This is a genomic window from Candidatus Flexifilum breve, assembly GCF_016713355.1.
Genome location: NZ_JADJPI010000037.1, coordinates 16174 through 37302, shown reverse-complemented (window position 1 = coordinate 37302; position 21129 = coordinate 16174). Strand labels below are relative to the sequence as shown.

The 21129-nt window shown below is 59.4% G+C and carries 21 protein-coding genes; 11 read left to right on the top strand and 10 right to left on the bottom strand.

What is annotated here, in order from left to right; translation table 11 throughout:
* The first annotated feature begins 182 nt into the window (after positions 1 to 182).
* Both IPK17_RS31105 and IPK17_RS31100 read left to right on the top strand, forming a co-directional pair.
* On the top strand, positions 183 to 866 hold the full coding sequence (locus tag IPK17_RS31105) for a response regulator transcription factor (protein ID WP_343421624.1): 684 nt from the start codon (positions 183 to 185) through the stop codon (positions 864 to 866).
* Positions 867 to 1096: 230 nt separating this feature from the next.
* On the top strand, positions 1097 to 3184 hold the full coding sequence (locus IPK17_RS31100) for a hypothetical protein (protein WP_343421623.1): 2088 nt from the start codon (positions 1097 to 1099) through the stop codon (positions 3182 to 3184).
* Between the two features lie 102 nt (positions 3185 to 3286).
* Here IPK17_RS31100 and IPK17_RS31095 read toward each other — a convergent pair whose 3' ends face one another.
* Together IPK17_RS31095 and IPK17_RS31090 are read right to left on the bottom strand one after the other, a co-directional pair.
* On the bottom strand, positions 3287 to 5113 hold the full coding sequence (locus IPK17_RS31095; RefSeq protein ID WP_343421622.1) for a copper resistance protein CopC: 1827 nt from the start codon (positions 5111 to 5113) through the stop codon (positions 3287 to 3289).
* Between the two features lie 369 nt (positions 5114 to 5482).
* A complete protein-coding gene (locus IPK17_RS31090; RefSeq protein ID WP_343421621.1) occupies positions 5483 to 6013 on the bottom strand; it encodes a hypothetical protein in 531 nt (176 codons plus the stop codon).
* A 48-nt stretch (positions 6014 to 6061) separates the two neighbouring features.
* On the opposite strand from IPK17_RS31090, the gene IPK17_RS31085 reads away from it, so the two are divergent.
* Both IPK17_RS31085 and IPK17_RS31080 read left to right on the top strand, forming a co-directional pair.
* Positions 6062 to 6697, top strand: coding sequence for an RNA polymerase sigma factor (locus IPK17_RS31085; RefSeq protein WP_343421620.1), 636 nt, complete (start codon positions 6062 to 6064; stop codon positions 6695 to 6697).
* 7 nt (positions 6698 to 6704) lie between these two features.
* Entirely contained in the window at positions 6705 to 7079 is a 375-nt protein-coding gene (locus IPK17_RS31080; protein WP_343421619.1) for a hypothetical protein, read from the top strand.
* A gap of 12 nt (positions 7080 to 7091) precedes the next feature.
* Here the strand turns inward: IPK17_RS31080 and IPK17_RS31075 are convergent, their stop codons facing one another.
* From IPK17_RS31075 to IPK17_RS31060, 4 genes are all read right to left on the bottom strand, one after another.
* The gene (locus IPK17_RS31075; RefSeq protein WP_343421618.1) at positions 7092 to 7520 is read right to left on the bottom strand and encodes a hypothetical protein; all 429 of its coding nucleotides are present in this window, start codon (positions 7518 to 7520) and stop codon (positions 7092 to 7094) included.
* 74 nt (positions 7521 to 7594) lie between these two features.
* Complete coding sequence (locus tag IPK17_RS31070) at positions 7595 to 8050, bottom strand: hypothetical protein (protein ID WP_343421617.1); 456 nt, start codon at positions 8048 to 8050, stop codon at positions 7595 to 7597.
* A gap of 163 nt (positions 8051 to 8213) precedes the next feature.
* Positions 8214 to 9053, bottom strand: a complete 840-nt coding sequence (locus IPK17_RS31065) for an SDR family NAD(P)-dependent oxidoreductase (protein WP_343421616.1) — start codon at positions 9051 to 9053, stop codon at positions 8214 to 8216.
* A gap of 78 nt (positions 9054 to 9131) precedes the next feature.
* A complete protein-coding gene (locus tag IPK17_RS31060) occupies positions 9132 to 9707 on the bottom strand; it encodes a TetR/AcrR family transcriptional regulator (RefSeq protein WP_343421615.1) in 576 nt (191 codons plus the stop codon).
* Positions 9708 to 10003: 296 nt separating this feature from the next.
* Between IPK17_RS31060 and IPK17_RS31055 the strand changes: the two genes are divergently transcribed.
* The 5 genes from IPK17_RS31055 to IPK17_RS31035 all read left to right on the top strand — a co-directional run bounded on the left by IPK17_RS31055 (position 10004) and on the right by IPK17_RS31035 (position 16786).
* The gene (locus IPK17_RS31055) at positions 10004 to 13963 is read left to right on the top strand and encodes a DNA-directed RNA polymerase subunit beta (protein ID WP_502749816.1); all 3960 of its coding nucleotides are present in this window, start codon (positions 10004 to 10006) and stop codon (positions 13961 to 13963) included.
* Positions 13964 to 14225: 262 nt separating this feature from the next.
* Positions 14226 to 15074 (top strand): MerR family transcriptional regulator, encoded by an 849-nt coding sequence (locus IPK17_RS31050; protein WP_343421613.1) that lies wholly within the window; start codon positions 14226 to 14228, stop codon positions 15072 to 15074.
* Positions 15075 to 15165: 91 nt separating this feature from the next.
* Positions 15166 to 15708 carry a Uma2 family endonuclease gene (locus IPK17_RS31045; protein ID WP_343421612.1) on the top strand — a complete coding sequence of 181 codons (543 nt, stop codon included), beginning with the start codon at positions 15166 to 15168 and terminating at the stop codon, positions 15706 to 15708.
* Positions 15708 to 16394 (top strand): deoxyribonuclease V, encoded by a 687-nt coding sequence (gene nfi / locus IPK17_RS31040; RefSeq protein WP_343421611.1) that lies wholly within the window; start codon positions 15708 to 15710, stop codon positions 16392 to 16394. Before IPK17_RS31045 ends, nfi begins: the two co-directional genes overlap by 1 nt.
* A 71-nt stretch (positions 16395 to 16465) precedes the next feature.
* Complete coding sequence (locus IPK17_RS31035) at positions 16466 to 16786, top strand: hypothetical protein (protein WP_343421610.1); 321 nt, start codon at positions 16466 to 16468, stop codon at positions 16784 to 16786.
* On the opposite strand, the gene IPK17_RS31030 is transcribed toward IPK17_RS31035, so the two are convergent.
* From IPK17_RS31030 to IPK17_RS31020, 3 genes are read right to left on the bottom strand one after another with little or no spacing between them, the layout of a single operon-like run.
* On the bottom strand, positions 16783 to 17127 hold the full coding sequence (locus tag IPK17_RS31030; protein WP_343421609.1) for a ribonuclease H family protein: 345 nt from the start codon (positions 17125 to 17127) through the stop codon (positions 16783 to 16785). The genes IPK17_RS31035 and IPK17_RS31030 overlap by 4 nt on opposite strands.
* The gene (locus IPK17_RS31025; protein ID WP_343421608.1) at positions 17124 to 17900 is read right to left on the bottom strand and encodes an HAD-IIA family hydrolase; all 777 of its coding nucleotides are present in this window, start codon (positions 17898 to 17900) and stop codon (positions 17124 to 17126) included. Before IPK17_RS31025 ends, IPK17_RS31030 begins: the two co-directional genes overlap by 4 nt.
* 50 nt (positions 17901 to 17950) lie before the next feature.
* Complete coding sequence (locus IPK17_RS31020) at positions 17951 to 18211, bottom strand: hypothetical protein (RefSeq protein WP_343421607.1); 261 nt, start codon at positions 18209 to 18211, stop codon at positions 17951 to 17953.
* Between the two features lie 140 nt (positions 18212 to 18351).
* On the opposite strand from IPK17_RS31020, the gene IPK17_RS31015 reads away from it, so the two are divergent.
* Both IPK17_RS31015 and IPK17_RS31010 read left to right on the top strand, forming a co-directional pair.
* Entirely contained in the window at positions 18352 to 19221 is an 870-nt protein-coding gene (locus tag IPK17_RS31015) for a DUF1028 domain-containing protein (protein WP_343421606.1), read from the top strand.
* Entirely contained in the window at positions 19218 to 20693 is a 1476-nt protein-coding gene (locus IPK17_RS31010; RefSeq protein ID WP_343421605.1) for an ArnT family glycosyltransferase, read from the top strand. The genes IPK17_RS31015 and IPK17_RS31010 overlap by 4 nt, the downstream gene beginning before the upstream one ends.
* Here the strand turns inward: IPK17_RS31010 and IPK17_RS31005 are convergent.
* Positions 20673 to 21062, bottom strand: coding sequence for a response regulator (locus IPK17_RS31005; RefSeq protein WP_343421604.1), 390 nt, complete (start codon positions 21060 to 21062; stop codon positions 20673 to 20675). The two genes, IPK17_RS31010 and IPK17_RS31005, sit on opposite strands and share 21 nt — an antisense overlap.
* Positions 21063 to 21129: the final 67 nt, after the last annotated feature.

Genomic DNA, 21129 nt, shown 5'->3' with positions numbered 1-21129 from the left:
TTTACATTTGAGTTCAAATCACCATAAGATAAGTGTATAGATTTTCAGACAAATATGCAGGTTTGCTTAGTTAACCATCAATCGTAGTTAATTGTATGCGTACCTCGTTCCGATCTTCGGTGGAACCACTTTCCGATGCCCCTACCCTCCGGGTCGCATACGCTCAATGACGGGAGCGCACCTTGACTCACCCCCTGATTCTTTTGGTCGGTGAAGAACTTCAGGTCCTTGATATTTGGGCCTACGCTTTGAAGCGTGTTGGTTACGAGACCGTCTGCCTGACATCCTTAAAGGCCGCGCGCGAATGGCGGTCGGAAAACACAGCCGATCTGATCGTACTCGACGAAAACACGCCGCATAAAGAAACCCCACTGCATGTGCAGCACCTCCGCGCCCAGGCCCACGAGCCAATTATGTGGCTCACGCCCAAAGATTACGAACGCTGCCTGGAAGCGTACCGGGTTGGGGCGGACGAATGCTGTTCCAAACCGATTTCGCCGGAGCTCTTTCTGGCCAAGGTCCAGGCATGGCTGCGTCATTCTGGTCACCCGTTAACGGCTCAAGCCCAGACGATCAAACGCGGGGAGTTTGAGCTGTTTCCGGAAACGCTGGAAGTGCGGGTCGCCGACCGGCGAGTGACTCTCACGACGCTGGAGTTCCGCCTGCTGCAGATGCTCATCCTGCGCGCTGATCAAGTCGTGCCGTCGAATGAGCTGATCAAGCGCGTGTGGGGGTATGAACCCGGCCTCGAAGGCGCGGTGCTCAAGAACACCATTTACCGCTTGCGTCGCAAAGTCGAGCCGAGCGCCGCCGATCCTCGGCATATCATCTCCGTGGTCGGCGAAGGCTACCTATTTCGACCCTAATTATTACGCTTTCCATGACCATTTATTTCCGGTTTGTAACAGACCTAAGACATAGAAAAATTGGGTTGCGACCTGCAATAGGACTTAAGGGTGATAGGATGAGTTATGGAGGGATTTAAGAGTAGTTACTAAGGGAATAATTGATGCTTTACCCTTTCATATATTCCTCCAGACAGCGCCAATCTTCACTCAGAAGGACGAGTCTTTAAGTGTAATTGGAGGAACCCAAAATGTTACGCCGCACTTTTCGCCTCACCGTATTACTGCTCATTCTGGTCGCGCTCTTTGCAGTCTTCGCAGCACCAGCGGCAGCACAGACCTTCTATACTGGCAATCCAACCTGCACCGATATTGGGCTACCCAGTCATATCCAAGCGGGTGATTGGGCAACTTCTGGAACGTTCACCCTGTATGGTTCTCAGACCTTCACCCTCACCGTCTACAACGACTCTAAGACGGTGGACTGGTCGTCGACGATTGGGATTGATGCCGTCATCGTGAAGGCGGGCAACGGAGCCAATGTTTATTTCTACAACGAAGCGACCTCTGGCACTGGCCTGCAAACACCCCTGAATGACGGTGGCAACCAAGCGGCGCTGAGTCACATTCGTATTTGCTACGACTACGAAGTCACCGTGTCGAAAACCGCCAACACGACCTTCACCCGCACCTATCAATGGTCAATCGACAAGTCGGTGTTTCCGGACACGCTAGATATGTTCACAGACGACAGTGGACAGGTTTCTTATTCCGTCGTCGTCAATAAAACCGGTTACACGGACAGCAACTGGGCGGTGAGTGGTTCAATCTCGGTTTGGAACAACACGCCGATCACAGCAACGATTACCTCTGTGAGCGATGATGTCTCTGGCTATGGTGCGGTTATGCCGAACTGTGGCGTCACCTTCCCGTATGACTTGGCCGCAGGCGCGACGCTTGTTTGCACGTACGCCTCCGCGCTGCCCGACGGAAGCGCCCGCACCAACACGGCGACGGTTACGACCAGCGGCTCAGTCGGCGGCGGCAGCGCCAATGCAGCGATCACTTTCGGCGCGCCGACGACTGAAGTCAATGCTACGGTCAGCGTGACTGACAGTATGCAAGGCTATCTCGGATCCGCCAGCGGCTACACCGCATTCGATTATTCGCGGACGTTCACCTGTGATGCCGATGAAGGCAAGCATGACAACACCGCAACCATCAACGAAACCGGGCAATCAGACTCGGCGAGTGTCACGGTCAACTGCTACGAACTGACCGTCACCAAGGATGCGAGTACGTCGCTCACGCGCACTTGGGATTGGACGATTGCCAAATCCGGCGATCAAACCGATCTCACACTCGCAACCGGTCAAAGCTTCCTGGTCAATTACGAAGTCATCGTGAGCGCTCTGTCTGCGGACAGCAACTGGGCGGTGACTGGGAACATCTATGTTGCCAACAACACGCCGCTCAATGCCCCACTCACCGGCGTGAGTGACATCATCTCTGGTTTCGGTGGAAGCGTAACGGTGGACTGCGGTTTGACGTTCCCCTACACGCTGGCAGCAGGTGCGACCCTCGCCTGCACCTACAGCGCCGCGCTCCCCGATGCCGCAAGCCGGACCAACACCGCTACTGCCACCTTGCAGAACACGCCCAGCGGCACGACGGGCTTCAGCGGCACGGCGAATGTAAGCTTCGGCACGCCGACGGTGACGCAGGTGGACGAATGCATCAACGTATCCGATGACCAGCTTGGATCGCTCGGGACGGTGTGCGCGGATCAGCTCCCCAAGACCTACAGCTACTCTCTGACGGTCGGCCCGTATGCGGTGTGCGGTGATTACACCTTCACCAATATTGCCAGCTTCGTCACCAATGACACTGCTTCATCGCGCAGTGATGATCATGTCGTGAACATTACTGTCCCGTGCGCAGGCTGCACGCTGACGCAAGGCTACTGGAAGACGCACTCGGATCGCGGCCCTGCACCATATGACAGCGCGTGGATCACCGCTATGACACCGCTTGGTGAAGATACGCTGTTCTTCAACACGGGCCTGAGCTGGTACACTGTCTTCTGGACGCCCCCGGCGGGGAATGCCTTCTACAATCTGGCGCATCAGTACATGGCCGCCAAACTCAACATCCTGAATGGCGCGGCGACCACCCCAGCCGTCACCAGTGCGATCGCCAGTGCGGAAGCGTTGTTCGCGAGCCTGCCGGCGGGGTCAATCACCCTGACCAATGCGCAAACCCGCAACGCGCGGAACTGGGCCAGCACACTCGACCAGTACAATAACGGCTTAATCGGCCCCGGACACTGCGACGAATAAACCGATTTCGCACCCTTTAGTATGCAAATAGTATGCAAAACTCAGATTTCAACCGCGCTGGCCGTCAAACAACCGCCAGCGCGGTTTCATTTTGCGCGCGGGTTAAAACGTCGGATGTCCCAGCGCCGTCAGGATCAGCGCGATGCCGACGAACAGCAGCGCCACACCAAACGCGCCAACGCCATCCCACAGCTTCAGCCACTTACGCCCCACGGTAAACCCGCCGACGAACAGCAGCGCCGCACCCGCCAGCAGCTCGGCCAACGTGTGTCCGGGGATCGGCGCGCTCGTGTTCAAACCGGGGGGCACGGGCGGCAGTTCCATCGTCAGGGTGTAATCCCGCACCACATCAAACTGTTTCGGACGCTGGATGGTCACGCGCACGCGCCAATCGCCCGGCTGACTGAGATTCGCGCCGTCAGCGGCATACTCACCGTCGCGGGTCAGCGTGGGGCGCAGTTCGCTTTGACCGAGATTACGCGCCAGATAATCGAAGCGCACGCGGATGAGTGTCGCATCGTCGACCGGGTCGATACCGTCATTGAGCAGCAGCACCTTGAAGGTGTTCTGCCCCACCCACCCCGGCTCAACCGTGAAATGCACATGCAGCCCATCGTCGCCAATATCGACCTGCGCAAAGGTGTTATCTTCCGGCGGTTGGCGCAAAGCGAACGCCGCCCGCGCCGGGTTCACTGACGCCATGAGCGCCGCGCCGATGATGGCCACGACCAGCAGCCCGATCTCCGCGCCGACAAGGTTATACAGGATACCCGTCCACTGCTCATTCCCAGCGCGCAGCCGCCGCCCGGTGCGCACGAAGTTGATCGCGGCGATCCCCAGCACGGGCGCGATCAGAATCAGCTTGACGAGCAGCGCCTGCCCGTAGAGCGTCGTCAAGAGCGCGTCGAGGCTGCCCACGAACAACCACCCGCTGAACACACCCGTGATGACCAGCGTCAGCAGCGCCACCCGCGCCATGTTCGAGAACCACGCCGTGAGCAAGCCCAGCGATTCCGCCCGCCGCGCTAGCGGAATCACCGCGAAGAAGTGCATCAAGCCGCCGAGCCACAGCGCCGTCCCCAACAGATGCAGCCATGTGACCAGCGTAATCGCCAGTGGATCGTGGGCAGCGCTGGCGTGGCTGTACTGGCTCTGCGCCAGCAATATCCCCGCGCCGATGAGCAAAGCAGTCACATAACCGCCGGAGCGCTGCCGGGGCAGCCACAGGCTAATCCCCATGAGCGACCACAAGCCCAACCGCACGAGCCACACGTCGCCGAAACGCGTTGCGTTGATGACGCGCGTCATTTCACCTTGCACTTCATTGGTATACAACAGCAGGTTGACGAACAGCACGACCCCATACAACAGCCAACCGATGAGGATTAAGTGCGTGACGCGCCGCGGCACAGACGCCGCGACCTGCGCGGGCTGCCACACGAAGACGATGAAGCTGACGCCGCCTATCAGCAGCGCGACGGCGAGGTGCGTCAGCCAACGTAGGGCGGTGTCCGGCGCGGGGATCGTGTCCTGTCCCGCCGGGTTGAGGGCTGCGCCCGCCGCCGTCCCAATCGCAAAGGCATAGCTGCCGCGCGTTTGATGCCCGTCCTCCGCGGAAAGCGCGCGCCACACGACCGTGTACAGCCCCTCTGGCAGGTCGCCCGGCACCAAGTGCATGATGGTGGTATCAGTCGGGTCGACAACGGCGGCGGGCGTGACAACCGTCGTCCCGTCGCCGCGCTCCAGCACAATCGCGCTGAATTCCGGTTCCAGCCGTTCGGTGAAATACAGGCTGATCACGGCGGGCGCTTCCGCCAGTTGACTATTCGCGGGTGGATCCGCCCGGTAGAGGTTGCTGTGTGCAGAAACATGCTGCACCGTCAGCAGCAGACTGATGAGGCACAGCAAGAGGATGCGACGATGATGCATACTACGGACCTTTTACAATAAAATGCCAAACCTTGCGGGACAAGACGCTCGCCTCGTCCAAAATCGGCCATGGTGCTGAACCTCACCGATAGGTGGCTAGAAGACCGTGACCGCCTTTTCTGGAGCTGAGGACGAGGCATGAAGTCATTTCACAATCGGCAGTTTGTCTAACCTCACTCCTTAAAGGTCCGTTTGGGGGCGGGGGACTTACGATCTGCGTCCTTCTCCTCTCCTTGTGTAGGGGGGCATTGGGTGAGGTCTGAGCAGTTTCACCTATTGTGAATTGGCTCATGCCTCGTCCCTCCACAAGCGTCATATCTGTCCTCTCCCCTCTCTGAATTCGGGGAGGGGGTGGGGTTAACCGCCGACTTACGATCCCGCCGCGGCGCGCAGGGCTTCCAGTTCAGCGCGCAGCGCATCGATTTGCGCTTGCAGCTCGTCGATGCGGGCGGAGTCATCCTCCAGCGCCGGAAACAAAATATCCGTCGCGGGTTCGACCACGCTGAATTCGCCATCCGCTGAGGTGAACGTCTCGTTGACGACGAGGTCGCCCAGCGTGCCCGTCAGGATGAACGTATAATCACCGGGAAGCGTCGGAATGAGATCGGCGGTGTAGTGACCGGGCTCATTCGCGACGGGCTCAAGGCGCAGCGGCAGCGACTGCGGGCCGAACTGCACGGTCAGCATGAGCGTTTCTTCGGCATCGCGCCGGGGAGCTTCGGTTTCATGGTTGGTGATCGTGAGCTCCGGGCCGTTAAATACGCCCACATAGGCCGGTTCCACACGCCAGCCGAAAACGATTTCGTAATTGCCGACGATCCGGCCTTCATGGGCGAAAACCGGGGCGCTGAAGACCACCAGCATCAGCGCAACAAGGAAGAGCGTGATCCACTTTTTCATGCAGCTATCTCTCCGTAACTCACATTATGCAGGCGTGTTCTTATAAGCATGAACATCAAAAACCTGACACAACGACTGAAACGCGCACCCGCTCGTAATCTCAAACGCCTTGATGATGGCGAATTGGTCGATTTAGCGCGCGGTGGCGATAAAGAAGCGTTCGGAGAATTATACGAGCGTTATCTCGAGAAAATCTATAACTATGTGTACTACCGCACCGGGAATCATCACGACGCCGAAGATTTGACGGCGCGCGTCTTCACCCGGGCGATGGCGCATATTGAAACCTACACCGAGCGCGGCGTGCCCTTTCAGGCCTGGCTGTACCGGATCGCCCATAACCTCGTGGCGAACTGGCACCGGGACCGCGGTCGGCGCAAGGTCATCCCGCTGGATGAATTTATCGCCAGCAGCCTGGGGTCGGAGTCGCCCGACCATCAGGCGGAGGATAACGAAGAACGCGAAGCCTTGCTCCGCGCGATTCGGCGGTTGCCTGAAGAACGGCAGCAGCTCCTCATGCTCAAGTTTGTCGAGCATCTGTCGAATGCGGAAATTGGCGACATCATGAACCGGACGGAAGGCGCGGTCAAATCGCTCTACCATCGCACGCTGATCGCTTTGCGGGACGAATTGGGGACGGCGGTGGAACCAAGCACCAGCAGCAGGGAAACAAGAGAGGGTTAGTAGGGTAATGGGACAGTCGAACTTCGAAAATCTGCTTGCCGCCGTGACCGATGCCATCCTGGAAGACGAACAGGACATCGATCAGATCATCGGTCGCTACGCGGTGCCGCGTGGTGATGTGGAAAACTTCATCCGCTTGATTCGCCGCCTGCACATCACTTTTATTGGGGTGCGCCCGTCGCGCCGTTTCGCCTATCATCTGCGTCAGGAACTGGTCGGCCAGCCCGAACGCAACGTGATCAATCGTGTGCGCTTTTTGCCGCCGCGCGTGCAGATCGCCGCGGGCGTCGCGCTGCTCGCTGGGTTCATGCTCCTGTCGCGCCGCCGCTTGCTCGCCGAATTAACCAGCGGCGCGGAAGTTGAAGAAGCCCCCGCCACCTAGACCACCCCGAGATCAGGCAGTCCGATGCTCAAGCTTGTACTGCTTGATCTCGTTTAAGGCATCCGCCATCGTCCGGACAAACCGATATTTGCTCTTGGTGTTCGCCAGTTTATACGCTGAGAACGCCATATTGAGGATCGTCTCCACCAGACTCCCCGCATTCACGATGATCACCAAGCGCTGCTTTTCCGGGTCGGAGAGCAGATGTTCGCGCATCTTCAGCAGGGTTGACTTGCCCTCTGGCAGGATATTCGTGCCCCGCTCGAACAGGTAGACGGCGAAACCATCGCGCTCCATCGGCAAAAACTGCGCATCCACGAGTGACATCACTTTGCTGGCTTCGTCCCAATCCCAGCGCTTCAACACATGCGCCAGCACAATGGTGTGTTCGGGGTCATACCATGAGACCTTGTAGAGATCGGTGCTGAGAATGACGTCCATCTTGATTCTCCTCTGGGAAGGTGATTTCACGGCGCGGGGTTGCGCGAAGACGCCTTGACAAGCGTCCCGAATGGCTAACGCGGATCCGATATGTGCACTGCGGCGCTGTACGGGTGCTGGGCTTCATACTCGGCGATGGCTTGCAGCGCCTGCCCCAGCGTGCGCACAAAGCGAAACTTGCTGCTGGTATCCAGCAGGCGGTACGCGCTGAAGACGATCTGCAGAATCGTTTCGACAACTTTGCCGGAATTGACGACGAGCACCAACCGCAGGTTTGGCGGGTCAACGGCGAGGTGCTTGCGCATGTTTTGCAGCGCCGATTTGCCCTCCGGGAAGATATTCGCGCCGTGATCGAACACGTAGACCGAATAGGCATCATGTGTGAAGCTGAGGAAGATTTCGTCCATCTTCGCGAAGAGTTTGTCGGCGTCGGTCCAATTCCAGTGCGTATGAATGTGGGCGAGCACAATTTTGTGGTCGGGATCGTACCAGGAGATCGAAAAGGCTTCGTCAGAATGGATTAGGTCCATGAGGCGCATTCCTATTGCATCGCGTACTCCTTAAATTATTCACAGATAAGGGGCTGGCCAAACGTAAGGGTTGGCTCGCATAAGCAAAAACGGACGCGATTTCCCGCGTCCGTGAAGTGAAATTGATGAATTTTTCAGACGGATGACGAAAAGCGCAGCGGACTTAGCGCATAGCCATCAAGCGATCACGCAGGCGCGCCGACAGATTCACGATGATCGTGCCCACAAATTGGGCATCGCGCCCGACGAGGTAACGGGTGCGCGGACGGGGCGCAGTCAGGGCGTGGCCAATCGCCTGCGCGACGAGTTCGGGGGCAGCGCCGTTCTTGGCAGCGGCAAAGGCGCGCTGGCGGGTGGCCTCAACCTCTTGGCCATACAGCGTCTGCCACTGGGCGGGCATTTTCAAACCGATGGCGTCGCCCATCTGGGTCGCCGTATCCCAAATCGGTGTGGCGATTTCGCCAGGCTGAATCGCGACTACCTCAATGCCCCACGGCTTCAGCTCTTGCCGCAGCGCATCATTGATCGCTTCGAGCGCATACTTCGAGGCATGGTATGGGCCGACGATCTTGCCCGAAACTAACCCGCCAATGCTGCTGATGTTGACAATGCGCCCGCGGGCTTGGCGCAAGAGCGGGATAAACGCCTGCGTCACCGCGACCTGCCCGACCACGTTAACTTCGAGCTGCCAGCGCAAATCTTCCACGGGGATGAATTCGAGTGGCGCGGCAACCGCGATCCCAGCATTGTTGACGAGTCCATATAAACCTGCTTCGCCCACGATCTGTTTGATTTGCTGGGCCGCACTGGCGATCAACGTGGGGTCGGTTACATCAATCTGAATCGGACGCAGCCGGTTGGAAGCTTCCCGGCACAACGCCTCGCCATCGGCGAGTTTGCGGACGCCCGCAAACACATGAAAGCCTAACTTGTCGAGATGCAGAGCCGCCGCCCGCCCAATGCCTTTAGACGCGCCCGTGATGAGTACATACCGTTCCGCCATGATCCACTCTCCGTACACTAAAACCCATTGACGAGACTACCTACCGATAGGTCAGGAAAACACGCAAAAAAAGAGGGCTTAGGCGCGCAAGCCATCCATGTACAAGCGCACGAGCTGATCCGCCAGCCCCTCAATCGGCTTATGCTTGTACTCGCTCTCCTCATGCAGGCTCTGCACCGAGACGATGAAGGTCACCGCGACCATATGTGCGTCAACTTCCCGAATTTCGCCCCGCGTCTGCGCCGCCTCGATCAGCGTCGTGACCGGCTCGAAGATCGCCGCGTTCCCCGCCATGAGCACTTCATAAGCATATTCGGGCGGGAGCGCGCGAATATCGGTGCGAAACAGGCGCGACGTATCGAAGGGTAGGTGCGTCACATGGAATAGGGCGATCGCCGTGAGCTTTGACCGGAGATCAGGTTTGGCCGCGGCCAAGGCGCTGCGCACTCCGTCGCCGATTTCCGCCAGCATCCGCATCATCACTTCCGTATACAGTTGATCTTTGCCCTGCGGCGCATGGTAATACAGTGACGCCTTCCGCACGTTCAACACCGCGGCGATATCGTTCATCGTCACGGAGAGATAGCCGCGATCCCGAAAAAGGGCTGCTGCTGCCTGCAAGACTCGTTCCCGCGCTTCGCTGCTGTCCGACATTTTACCTACCTAACGGTCAGTCAATAAGATAGTACTTTTCGCTGTCGGTGTCAAGTACCCCACTTTACAACCAATGCAAAACGGGTTATAGTGATCCTATAAATCAGGCGCTTTTTCCAAGCGCAAAATTTCACATCCCTGTTGACACTTAACGCGGTTCTGCGCTATAATGCGCGTTCACGTTTTGTCTCTATTTGCCTCGTTGGTGGGGATGCGCCCTAGTTGCAGTAAACCCAAGGACTCGTCGGAACGATAGTTACTATCGTGTCCCGTTTTTTGATTCTTCCGTACATAGACTGAGGAGCGGTGCATTGCAACGGTATACTCAAGTCAAGAATTATGCTCGTACTGCCGATGTACAACTGCTGCCATCGCTGATCGAAGTACAAGTCAACGCGTTCAAATGGTTCCTCGAACACGGCCTCGCAGAACTGTTTGATGAGATCAGTCCGATTGAAAGCTACAACGGCAACCTGAAGCTGTACTTCCCCGGCAACAGCCGCGAAGCACAGGAATTCGGCTTGCGGTACTGGTTCGAAGAACCGAAGTACAGCGAAGAAATTTGCCTCGAACGCGATATGTCGTTTGCCGCCCCGCTCTATATCCGCGTGGCGCTCGTCAATCGTGAAGCAGGCGATGAAGTTGTCACTTCTGACATCTTCCTGGGCGATTTCCCGATCATGACTGAAAAGGGAACGTTCATCATCAATGGGACGGAACGCGTGGTCGTCAGCCAGCTCATCCGCTCCCCCGGCGTCTACTTCGACGCCGAAGAAGACCGCACCACGGGTCGTCTGCTGGCGAACTCCAAGCTCATCCCGGATCGCGGCGCGTGGATGGAATTCGAAACGCGCAAAAGCGACTATCTGGCGATTCGCTTCAACCGCAAGCGCACGATCCCCGTGACGATTCTGTTGCGCGCGCTGGCCGCCGTCAACGACAACATGCCCGCCGAGCTGTCCCCCATTCAGACGGGCAGCGATGAAGAGATGATGGGTTTGTTCGCCGCGGTGGACATCGATCCCGATCATCAGTTCATGGCGAGCACGCTCAAGATGGAACCGGTGTGGGAACTCAAGAAGGAACAGACCGTCGCGCAGGCGGCGTTGATCGAGTTCTACCGCCGTATGCGCCCCGGCGACCCACCCACGCTCGACAACGCGCGTGAATATCTGGAAAGCCAGTTGTTCGACCAGCGCCGTTACGATCTCGAACGCGTCGGTCGCTACAAGCTGAATCAGCGCCTCGGCCTCGACAGCACGATTCCGCGCACCACACGCACCGTCACCAAGGGCGATATCGTCAAGGTGCTGGAGCGTATGATCCTGATCAACACCGGCAAAGCCAACAAAGACGACATCGATCACCTTGGCAACCGCCGCGTGAAGACCGTGGGCGAACTACTGCAGAACAAGCTGCGCGTCGGCCTGCGCCGCACCGAACGTGTCGTCAAGGAACGCATGTCGATCCGTGAGAGCGACAACCTCACGCCCGTGACGCTCGTCAACATCCGTCCGGTCGTCGCCGCGATCCGCGAATTCTTCGGCTCGTCGCAGCTCTCGCAGTTCATGGAACAGACCAATCCGCTGGCGGAACTGACGCACAAGCGGACGCTCTCCGCGCTCGGCCCCGGCGGTCTGCGCCGTGAACGCGCTGGCTTCGATGTGCGTGACGTGCATCACAGCCACTACGGTCGCATCTGCCCGATTGAAACGCCGGAAGGCCCGAACATCGGCCTGATCGGTCGTCTCGCCAGCTATGCCCGCGTCAATGAATACGGCTTTGTCGAAACGCCGTACCGCCGCGTGATCAAGTTCCTCGCCGGAACGGACGCCGACCTACTGGGCCGCGTGATCCGCGAAGACGTGACCGATGCCGATGGCAACGTGCTCGTCAACGAAGGCACGGTCGTCGACGAAAAGGTCGCCAAGAAGCTGGCCAAGATCGACAAAGTGCCGATCATGCCGTTCGTCGAAGCGGACATCATCTACCTGTCGGCAGATGAAGAAGACAACTACGTCATCGCGCAAGCGAACGCGCAGTTGGGCGAACGCAACGAATTCATCACCGACCGCGTGTCCGCGCGCCACAACCAGAAATTCCTGGTTGTTCCCGCTCGCCGCGCCGACTATATCGACATTGCGCCGCGCCAGATCGTGGGCATCAGCGCCGCGTTGATCCCGTTCCTCGAACATGACGACGCCAACCGCGCCCTCATGGGTTCGAACATGCAGCGCCAAGCCGTCCCCCTGCTCCGCCCAGACGTTCCCATTGTCAGCACGGGCATGGAAGACAAGGCCGCGTATGACAGCGGTCAGGTGCTGGTGGCGGACGTGGACGGCGAAGTCGTCAGCGTGCAGGGTGATCGCATCATCGTGCACACGACCAACGGCGACGAACGCATCTACCGTCTGCGCAAGTACAACCGTTCCAACCAGTCGACCTGTGTCGACCAGCGCCCCATCGTCAAGAAGGGCGAGCACATCAAGAAGGGCACCGTCATCGCAGACAGCTCGTCCACGTGGATGGGTCAGCTCGCGCTCGGTCACGACGTGCTCGGCGCCTTCCTGTGCTGGGACGGCGGTAACTACGAAGACGCGCTGCTGATCAGCGAAGACATGCTGCGCAACGACAAGTTCACCAGCATCCACATCGAAAAGCACGAAGTGGAAGCGCGCGATACCAAGCTCGGCCCGGAAGAAATCACCTACGATATTCCGAACGTCGGCGAAGACGCGCTCAAGGATCTGGACGAATTCGGCATCGTGCGCATCGGCGCGGAAGTCGGCCCGAATGACATCCTCGTCGGCAAGATCACGCCGAAGGGCGAAAAAGAACTCAGCCCGGAAGAAAAACTGCTCCGCGCGATCTTCGGTGAGAAGGCGCGTGAAGTGAAGGACTCCTCGCTGCGTCTGCCGCACGGTGAAAAGGGTAAGGTCGTGGATGTGAAGACCTTCACCCGCGAAGAACACCCGGATCTCCCCGCGGGTGTGGAGAAGATGGTCCGCGTGGCCGTCGCCCAGAAGCGTAAGATGACCGTCGGCGATAAGATGGCCGGTCGGCACGGCAACAAGGGTGTTATCTCGCGTATCGTCGCCATTGAAGATATGCCTTATCTGTCCGATGGGCGTCCGGTCGAAATCATCCTCAATCCGACGGGTGTGCCCGGTCGTATGAATCTCGGTCAGGTGCTGGAAATCCACCTCGGGTGGGCAGCGGAACGCCTCGGCTTCCGCGCGATCACCCCGGTGTTCGACGGCGCGAAGGAATGGGAAATCCAGTCCGAACTCGGGCGTGCGTGGATGATGGATCAGTCGTGGAAAGAAATTACCGACCGCGCCTGGGAATGGATCACGCAGTTCGAGTACAACCCGGAAGACCTCGAAGACGACGACGAAGTGCGCCGCCTGTTCGTCCATGACTGGATTGGTCAGAGCGGTCTGTATGACCCGGATCAACTGCTGGGCGATATCGGCTACACGCGCCGCGCCGTGTTCGCGGAATGGCTGCGCGAAAAGGGTTACGACCCCGATGGCGTTCTGCTGTTCGATACGACGGGCCTGAGCGCGGACGAACGCAAGCGCCGTGATCAGAATGCCTTCGACGTGGCGCTGCGTCTGTGGATGCAGTGGGCCGACCCCGAGCATGTCGTACCGGAAGGCTTGAGCGGCAAGGAACTGCTGCCCTACGCCGACCGCGTGATGTTCAACACGGGTAAGGCCGTCCCGGTCTACGGCAAGCACATCCTGTACGATGGCCGCACGGGTGAAAAGTTTGACCAACCCGTGACCGTCGGTATCATCCACTTCCTGAAGCTGGCCCACCTCGTCGAAGACAAGGTGCACGCCCGCTCGACTGGCCCGTACAGCCTCGTCACCCAGCAACCGTTGGGCGGTAAGGCGCAGTTCGGTGGTCAGCGCTTCGGTGAAATGGAAGTGTGGGCGCTGGAAGCCTACGGCGCGGCGTACACGCTGCAGGAAATGCTCACCGTTAAGTCGGACGATGTGCAGGGGCGCGTCAAGACCTACGAAGCGATCATCAAGGGTGAGCCGATTGAAGAACCGGGCATCCCGACCTCGTTCCGCGTGCTGGTGAAGGAACTGCAAAGCCTCGGCCTCGCAGTCGAAGCCATCAGTGACACGGGTGAAGTCATCCGCTTCGGCAAGGAAGACGAGAAGCAGAAGCCTCCGAAGGTGCCGACGGGTCTGCTCGGCATTGGCGGCGGCACGGGCACCGACCCCGACTTCCTACCGTAACCTTACCTTCTCACCCCCTCTCCATCTGGAGAGGGGGAACCACCAATCAGTGTAGGGACGAGGCATGCCTCGTCCTTTTTATTTAGTGCTTCATCCGGTAAATGGTCGAATGCGTGTAGGGGCGGCCGCCCCCGAGCTAGATGGTCCCTGACCTCCTCCCATGATTTCCTTGCTCGTTTGTCGAACATTTGGTCAAATTACTTCTTGACTCTCCAGCCGCTGGAAGGTCTATCGTTGAGTCTATCAGGAAGCGCGAGGCCACATGATCCGAATTGGTGAGTTTTCACAGCTGTCGCGGGTACCCGTCAAAACGCTGCGCTTTTACGACGAGATCGGCTTGCTCAAACCCGCCATCGTCGACAAGTTCACCAGCTACCGCTATTACACGCTGGATCAACTGCCGCGACTGCATCGGATTCTCGCGCTCAAAGAACTCGGGCTGTCCCTCGACCAGATCGCCACGCTGCTCAACGAAGACTTATCGGTGGAGCAAATTCGAGGCATGCTCCGCCTGAAACAAGCGGAACTTCAGCAGCATATTCACGAAGAGCAAGAGCGGCTGGCGCGGGTCGAAGCGCGCATCCGCCGGATTGAAATGGAGGGTCAAATGCCAACACAAGAAGCCGTGATCAAACAGACGCCGAGTTTCCGGGTGCTTGCATACCGGGAACTGCTGCCCGATACCAAAGCGATTCCCGCCTTCTTTGAGCACGTGATGGGCGCGGTAATGATGAGCAGCGTCCCATTCAGCGCGCCCATGCTGGCGCTGTATCATCATGACGCCTTTCGCACCGTGGAGATGGATACGGAAATCGCCATCCCCGTCCCCGATGACTATCACCGCGAGGTCCGCATTGACGAGCAGCGGGTGATGACCATTCGCACGATCCCCGCGCATGACACCGTCGCCTCGATGCTGCACCACGGGAGCTATGCCAACATCGACGACACGTATATCGCCCTCTCCCGCTGGATCGTCGAACGCGGTTACAACATCATCGGGCCGGCTGCTGAAGTCTATCTCCGCTCGATGGGCGACACGCAGAACCCGGACGAACTGCTTACGGAGATTCAGTTCGTAGTCGAAAAGGTGCCGTCTAGCACCGTCTAACCAATCTATAAAGCACCGCATTGGGACGAGGTCAGCCTCGTCCTTTTGTTTGCTATAATCAAAGTGACCTGTTGGATGTGAGGATCAGCCCATGGCGGACATGGCGAAAACCAAGATCACGGCGCAGGAGTTCTCCGAACTCCCCGAACAGCCGGGATTCCCCATCGTGGAACTCATCGACGGAGAGATCATTTTGAGCGCGAGCCCAATTGACAAACACCAAAGAATCGCCGTGCGGATTGTCGGTATACTCCTGGAGATGAAACTCGGGGGTGAAGTCTTCTTCGCCCCTTTTGACGTACACCTTGACGAATTCAATGTCGTCGAACCGGATGTGATGTGGATCGCAGAAAACAGTCAAGCGGCGGTGAATAAATGGGTTTACGGCGCTCCCGATTTGATCGTTGAGATTCACTCTCCAAGCACCATTCGCATGGACAAGCTGAAGAAGTCCGCGCTCTACGAAAAACATGGCGTGCGCGAATACTGGATGATCGACCCGGAACACGAACAGGTCGAAGTGTGGGTGAACGGTCCCAACGGCTTTGATCGCCTAGGTCTGTACGGCAAGACAGGCAGTTTTACCTCCCCCGTACTCGGCCAATCCGTCGACCTGACCCCGGTGTTCCGCTAATGCAGATCACGCACCGGCACGAGTGGAACATCACCCCGGCGGAAGCGATTCGCTTGCAGCAGCAGATGCGCGGCGAAACCGAGTATCAGCGGCCGCTCGACTTGAACGCGATCAAGCTGGTGGCCGGCGTCGATGTAAGCGTCAAGCCGAACCCGGAAACCGGGCGCGACCATTCGCAGGCCGCGATTGCCGTGCTCTCATTCCCCGACTTACAGCCCGTCGAAACCGTGCTCGCCGATATGCCGACGCCCTTCCCCTACATTCCCGGTCTGCTCTCGTTTCGCGAAGGGCCTGTTCTGGAAGAAGCCTTCAAGAAGCTGCAATCCACGCCGGATGTGTTCATCTTCGATGGCATGGGGCGCGCACATCCCCGCCGCATGGGGATCGCCGCACACATGGGCTTATGGCTGCAGCGACCGACGATTGGCTGCGGCAAGACCCACCTGCTCGGCAAATACGCTGAACCCGCCGATGTGAAAGGCGCGTACAGCGAACTGACGGATCACGGCGAACTGATCGGCGTGGTGCTACGCACGCGCGCGGGCGTCAAACCGGTCTACATCTCCGTCGGCCATCTTGCCGACCTCGCCACCTCGATTGAACTCGTCATGCGCTGCTCACCGAAATACCGCCTCCCCGAACCGATCCGCGCCGCGCACAACGCCGCCGGGCAATTTGGTGACTGAAAAACATTAAGATTTCACAGCCGGTGCTTCATGGTAATATGCGTGAGTTGTCACATGAAGAGAAAGCCGCTATGAGCAGCACAATCGATCTGTATACGCTAAAGTGGAGCACGCTCAACTTCTACGATCTGGTGCAGGTATACCGCGATCTCGCCGTCGAACTCGACCATGTCACCGATGAATTCACCCGCGCGGTCGAAGTCGACAAACGCGCGTACTATCATGGCGCGATGACCGCGCTGCAATCCTCACAGGGCAAGCTGCTCGCCAAGCTGGCAGAAATCCTCGAAGAACACGGCCACCTTGACCCGCTCGACTACCCCGACTTCGACGCGCGCATTCGCCGCGCCCGCCCCATCATGGAACTGATGGTACAAGACCTGTTCAACTAACGCTGACGATAGGCTTGTGCGCGTCCCCGATTCGCCAGCTCATGCGCGATGCGATGATAAACGTCACTGGCTTTCAAGTAGGTCACCGTCAGCCGCACCCGCTCGACCCGGATCGCCGCGTAGTAGGCGATCACGGGCAGCGAATCGGTGTACAGGGTGATCGCCTCCCCATCAGGGACGAGCGCCAGCGCCTGTTCCGCCGCCAGGCGTTCGGCTTGGTGCGCGTCCGCGCCGGGACAGCCACCGCACACTTTCAGATCACCGGGACGCCCATAGATGCCGTAGCCGATATAGCCCAGCTTATACGAGCCGTCGATCCAGAAGCGCCGCGCAGCGGTCACAACAGCGCGTCCAAAAGCTGCGGCAGGCCGTCAAAGACATAATCCGGCTGCGTCGGGCTGACTTCGAGTTCAGCGCGGGTGGTAACGCCTGTCAAAACCAGCGCCGTCTGCAAACCCGCCGAATTGGCCCCGTCGATGTCCGTATCCATCCGGTCGCCGATCATGAGCGTATTGGCCGCCGACGTGCCGAGCAGTTCCAGGGCTGCGTCGAACATCGGGCGATTCGGCTTGCCCATCATCAGCGGCGCTTGGCCTGCCCCGGTCTGAATCGCCGCGATGATGCTGCCCGCTCCCGGCACGAGACCATCAGCCATCGGGAACGTTTTGTCGCCGTTCGTGCCGATGAAATCCGCGCCACCGCGGATGAGCTGCACTGCCCGCTTCAGCTTGTTGTAGGTCAGGTCAAAGTCGATGCCGACTACCACCACGCGCGCCGCGTCGCTGAGATCGAAGCCCGCGCGCACGACCATGTGCCGCAGCCCGTCCCCACCCACGACATAGACCGGCGTGCCTTGCGGATATGTCCGCGTTAAGTAGCTGATCGTCACCCGCCCCGAGGTGAGGATCTGATCCTCGCGAATGCCGTCGATGCCCATGTGCGCCAGCTTCTGCACATAGTCGGTGGGCGATTTAGCGCTGTTATTGGTCGCCGCCGCGAAGGGCAGACCACGCGCTTTAAGCTTATCAAACAGGGCGATTGCGCCGGGGAGCAGTTCATCGCCGCGCCACACCACCCCATCCATGTCCATGACGACACCGTGAATCTCGGTCATTCAAATTCCTATCTATGCCAATGGGATAACAATCGTCGCAGTCAGGGGAATTAGCGCTTCCGGCGGGCATAGGTCGCCTGCCACACCTCGCGATATTCTTTCTTGCTCTCCTGTACCCAGCCATCGGCACTCAGAGCGTCCAGCAGCTTTTTCATCTCGGCCTGCGACAGGCTTTGGCGTGTTTCCGACTTCGCTTTGCTCGCATCATCCGCATCCCGGTAACTGATTCGCACACCCCACCACGACCACGGGGTGTCGAAGGTTCGCTCACCGCTGATATCCGTATATTCCCAACCCGGTTGCGCAGCCATAAGCTCGTTTCTCCTTGTTCGACATCAAAGCCAGCCTCAATCTGTGCAATGATACTCAGCGCGGCGGCGTGTTACAATCGGCGGCATTCACGTCTGTGCCTCACGGCAACTTGAGGCTCGATTTTAGGAGACCCGACACGATGACCTTTTCGATTGCCGCGTATGATCCCGACGAAGGCGCCTGGGGCGTCGCCGTCGCCAGCAAATTCCTCGCCGTGGGCGCCATGGTGCCGTGGGTGCGCGCGGGTGCGGGGGCAGTGGCGACCCAGTCCTATGCCAAGATCAGCTTTGGGCCGGACGGACTCGGCATGATGGGCTCCGGCATGAGCGCGGAAGAGACGCTCCAGCGCCTGCTCGAAGCCGATCCCGGTCAGGCGACGCGCCAGGTCGGCATCGTCGACGCCGATGGGCGTGCCGCCGCGCATACCGGCGTCAAGTGCAACGACTGGGCGGGGCATCGCATTGGCGTGGGCTTCTGCTGTCAGGGCAACATCCTCACCGGGCCGGACGTGCTCGAAGCGATGGCGACCGCCTATATAAGTGCTGAAGGTGAATTCGCCGATCGGCTGATGGCGGCGCTGCTGGCGGGCGACCGCGCGGGTGGGGATCGACGTGGGCGGCAGGGTGCGGCGCTCTACGTGGCGAAGACCGATGGCGGTTATGGCGGCGACAACGACCGCTATATCGATCTCCGCGTGGACGACGACCCCGATCCGGTCGCGCGGCTGGAAGGCTTGCTCACGCTGCATCACCTGTATTTTGGCGAGACGCGCCCCGAAGACCGCGTGTTGATCACGCCGGAACTCGTGCGCGAACTTCAGCTCATCATGCGCGAGCAAAAATACTACAGCGGCGACCTCAACAGTCAGTGGGACGAGCCAACCATCGAGGCCTTTGACCGCTTGATCGGCACGGAAAATCTCGAAGAACGCTGGCGCGCCACCGATGCGCCTACGCACATCGACCGCGTGGTGCTGGCTTACCTGCGGGGACGGTTCGGGAAAAAGTGAGCCGCCGCCGCGCCCTCTATCTCATTCTGCTCATCGGCGCGGTGATCCGGCTGCATGCGCTCGGTCAGGATGTGCGCTTTCATCCGGATGAAGCGCTGTTCGCCACGTTTGCGCGCCAGGCGGCGCTCAACGGGGATTGGCTGCTGCACGGATCACTGGATAAGCCGCCGTTAGCAATCTACGCGAGCGCGCTGTCGATGACGCTGTTCGGCGCGCGCGTCGACAACACCATTCTGACCTTCGACTACCGTGTCGGGGAGATCACCGCGCGGCTGCCCGCCGTCTTCGCGCAGATTCTGCTGGTCGCGGTCGTCTATGCACTGACGCGGCGTTTGTACCGGGGACGCACGGTCGCGGCGTGGGCGGCGCTGTTCGCCGCCTGTTCCCCGGTTGCCGTAGCGTTCAGCGCGACCGCCTTCACCGATGGGCTGATGCTCCTCTTGATGACGCTCGCGCTGTGGGCGATCAGCCGCGGCAGTTGGTTGTGGAGCGGCATCTGGTTAGCGCTGGCCGTGGCCAGCAAGCAGCAGGCGTTGTTTTACCTGCCGCTCGTGCTGGCGCTCGGCTGGGCGGTGGATGGGATGAGTCTGCGCCGCTGCGCGCAGTTCGCCGCACCGCTCGGTCTGGGCGCGCTGGTACTCATCGCGTGGGATGCGGCGCGGGCGCAGTCAACCAGCTTCTGGACGCTGGCGGCGGCGAACAACGCCATCGACGGACTCGCCGCCGATCCGGGTGCGCGCCTCGGGGCGTGGACAGACCTTGGACGCCTGCTGCTCGGCACGCCGACGTTTTTGCTGCTCGGGGGCGCGGCGCTGGCCGTGATCAGCGGCGTGATTCGCCGTCCCCGCGAGCAGGCCACCGTGATCGATACGGTGCTCGCCCTCGCCGTGATCGTGTACATCGGCGCGCATGTGCTGATCAACTTCAACGTGTACGACCGCTATCTGCTGCCGCTGGTGCCGCTGCTGGCGATTTTGGGCGCGCGCGGCGGCGTGTGGCTATGGGGACAGATCAGCCGCATTTCCCCGCGGGGGGAAGTCGCGGTGATCGCGGCAGCTATCGCGCTGGCGCTCGTCGTTGGCGGGTGGAATGCAGCCGAAGGCAATGTGAATGTCGGCGGGGATGGTGGCAACGGTCGGCGCGGCGTCTACACCGACATCAATGAACTGGCCGACTTTCTCAATCAGCAATCTCTGGGCGCGATCATCTATGACCGCTGGATCGGTTGGGAATTAGGCTATTATCTGGGGGAATGGACCGATAAACGTAAGGTGTATTATCCAACCATCGAAACGCTGGTCGCCGGAGCGCTCGATCAACCTGATCCTGCTCCCCGCTATCTGGCCGCTCCCGTCGATCAACCGATCGCCAGTTGGCTCGATGCGCTGCGGGAGGCAGGTTTCACGGTGACGCGCGTCTACAACGCCCAGCGCTTCGTCGTCTATGAGCTGCTACCGCCGCCCCGCCTTTAGCATCTCTTGCACCACCGTCACGAGATTGTGGGCGATATAGGGCTTGGTCAGATAGCGATCCGCGCCGCCGTTCAGCGCATCACGGATTTGATCCGGGTCCACCAAGGCGGACAGCACCAGCACGGGCATCTCGTCATAGGCGGGCTGACCGCGGATCACGGCCAAAAATTCCATCCCGCTGATGTCGGGCATCATGAGATCGAGAATCAAAAGATCGGGGCGGAGCCCTGACTCAAGCTGCTGTCCGGCCAAGCGCGCATGTTCAACTGTCACCACGTTTAAGTTGATCCGTGCGAGCAAGATGCGAACGAGCTGCAAGAGATCGGGGTCATCATCAACCACGAGGATGCATTTTCCGCTCAAAGTCACCGCTTACACGCCTTTCTGCGTTTCGGAGGAAACGATCGTAATGTAGCTTACCACAGCCTGTTTTGCT

Excerpts from the sequence above, each read along its gene's own strand:
- IPK17_RS31100 (WP_343421623.1), top strand. The coding sequence starts at position 1,097 with ATGTTACGCCGCACTTTTCGCCTCACCGTATTACTGCTCATTCTGGTC.
- IPK17_RS31095 (WP_343421622.1), bottom strand. The coding sequence starts at position 5,113 with ATGCATCATCGTCGCATCCTCTTGCTGTGCCTCATCAGTCTGCTGCTG.
- IPK17_RS31090 (WP_343421621.1), bottom strand. The coding sequence starts at position 6,013 with ATGAAAAAGTGGATCACGCTCTTCCTTGTTGCGCTGATGCTGGTGGTC.
- IPK17_RS31085 (WP_343421620.1), top strand. The coding sequence starts at position 6,062 with ATGAACATCAAAAACCTGACACAACGACTGAAACGCGCACCCGCTCGT.
- IPK17_RS31080 (WP_343421619.1), top strand. The coding sequence starts at position 6,705 with ATGGGACAGTCGAACTTCGAAAATCTGCTTGCCGCCGTGACCGATGCC.
- IPK17_RS31075 (WP_343421618.1), bottom strand. The coding sequence starts at position 7,520 with ATGGACGTCATTCTCAGCACCGATCTCTACAAGGTCTCATGGTATGAC.
- IPK17_RS31070 (WP_343421617.1), bottom strand. The coding sequence starts at position 8,050 with ATGGACCTAATCCATTCTGACGAAGCCTTTTCGATCTCCTGGTACGAT.
- IPK17_RS31065 (WP_343421616.1), bottom strand. The coding sequence starts at position 9,053 with ATGGCGGAACGGTATGTACTCATCACGGGCGCGTCTAAAGGCATTGGG.
- IPK17_RS31060 (WP_343421615.1), bottom strand. The coding sequence starts at position 9,707 with ATGTCGGACAGCAGCGAAGCGCGGGAACGAGTCTTGCAGGCAGCAGCA.
- IPK17_RS31050 (WP_343421613.1), top strand. The coding sequence starts at position 14,226 with ATGATCCGAATTGGTGAGTTTTCACAGCTGTCGCGGGTACCCGTCAAA.
- IPK17_RS31045 (WP_343421612.1), top strand. The coding sequence starts at position 15,166 with ATGGCGGACATGGCGAAAACCAAGATCACGGCGCAGGAGTTCTCCGAA.
- nfi (WP_343421611.1), top strand. The coding sequence starts at position 15,708 with ATGCAGATCACGCACCGGCACGAGTGGAACATCACCCCGGCGGAAGCG.
- IPK17_RS31035 (WP_343421610.1), top strand. The coding sequence starts at position 16,466 with ATGAGCAGCACAATCGATCTGTATACGCTAAAGTGGAGCACGCTCAAC.
- IPK17_RS31025 (WP_343421608.1), bottom strand. The coding sequence starts at position 17,900 with ATGACCGAGATTCACGGTGTCGTCATGGACATGGATGGGGTGGTGTGG.
- IPK17_RS31020 (WP_343421607.1), bottom strand. The coding sequence starts at position 18,211 with ATGGCTGCGCAACCGGGTTGGGAATATACGGATATCAGCGGTGAGCGA.
- IPK17_RS31015 (WP_343421606.1), top strand. The coding sequence starts at position 18,352 with ATGACCTTTTCGATTGCCGCGTATGATCCCGACGAAGGCGCCTGGGGC.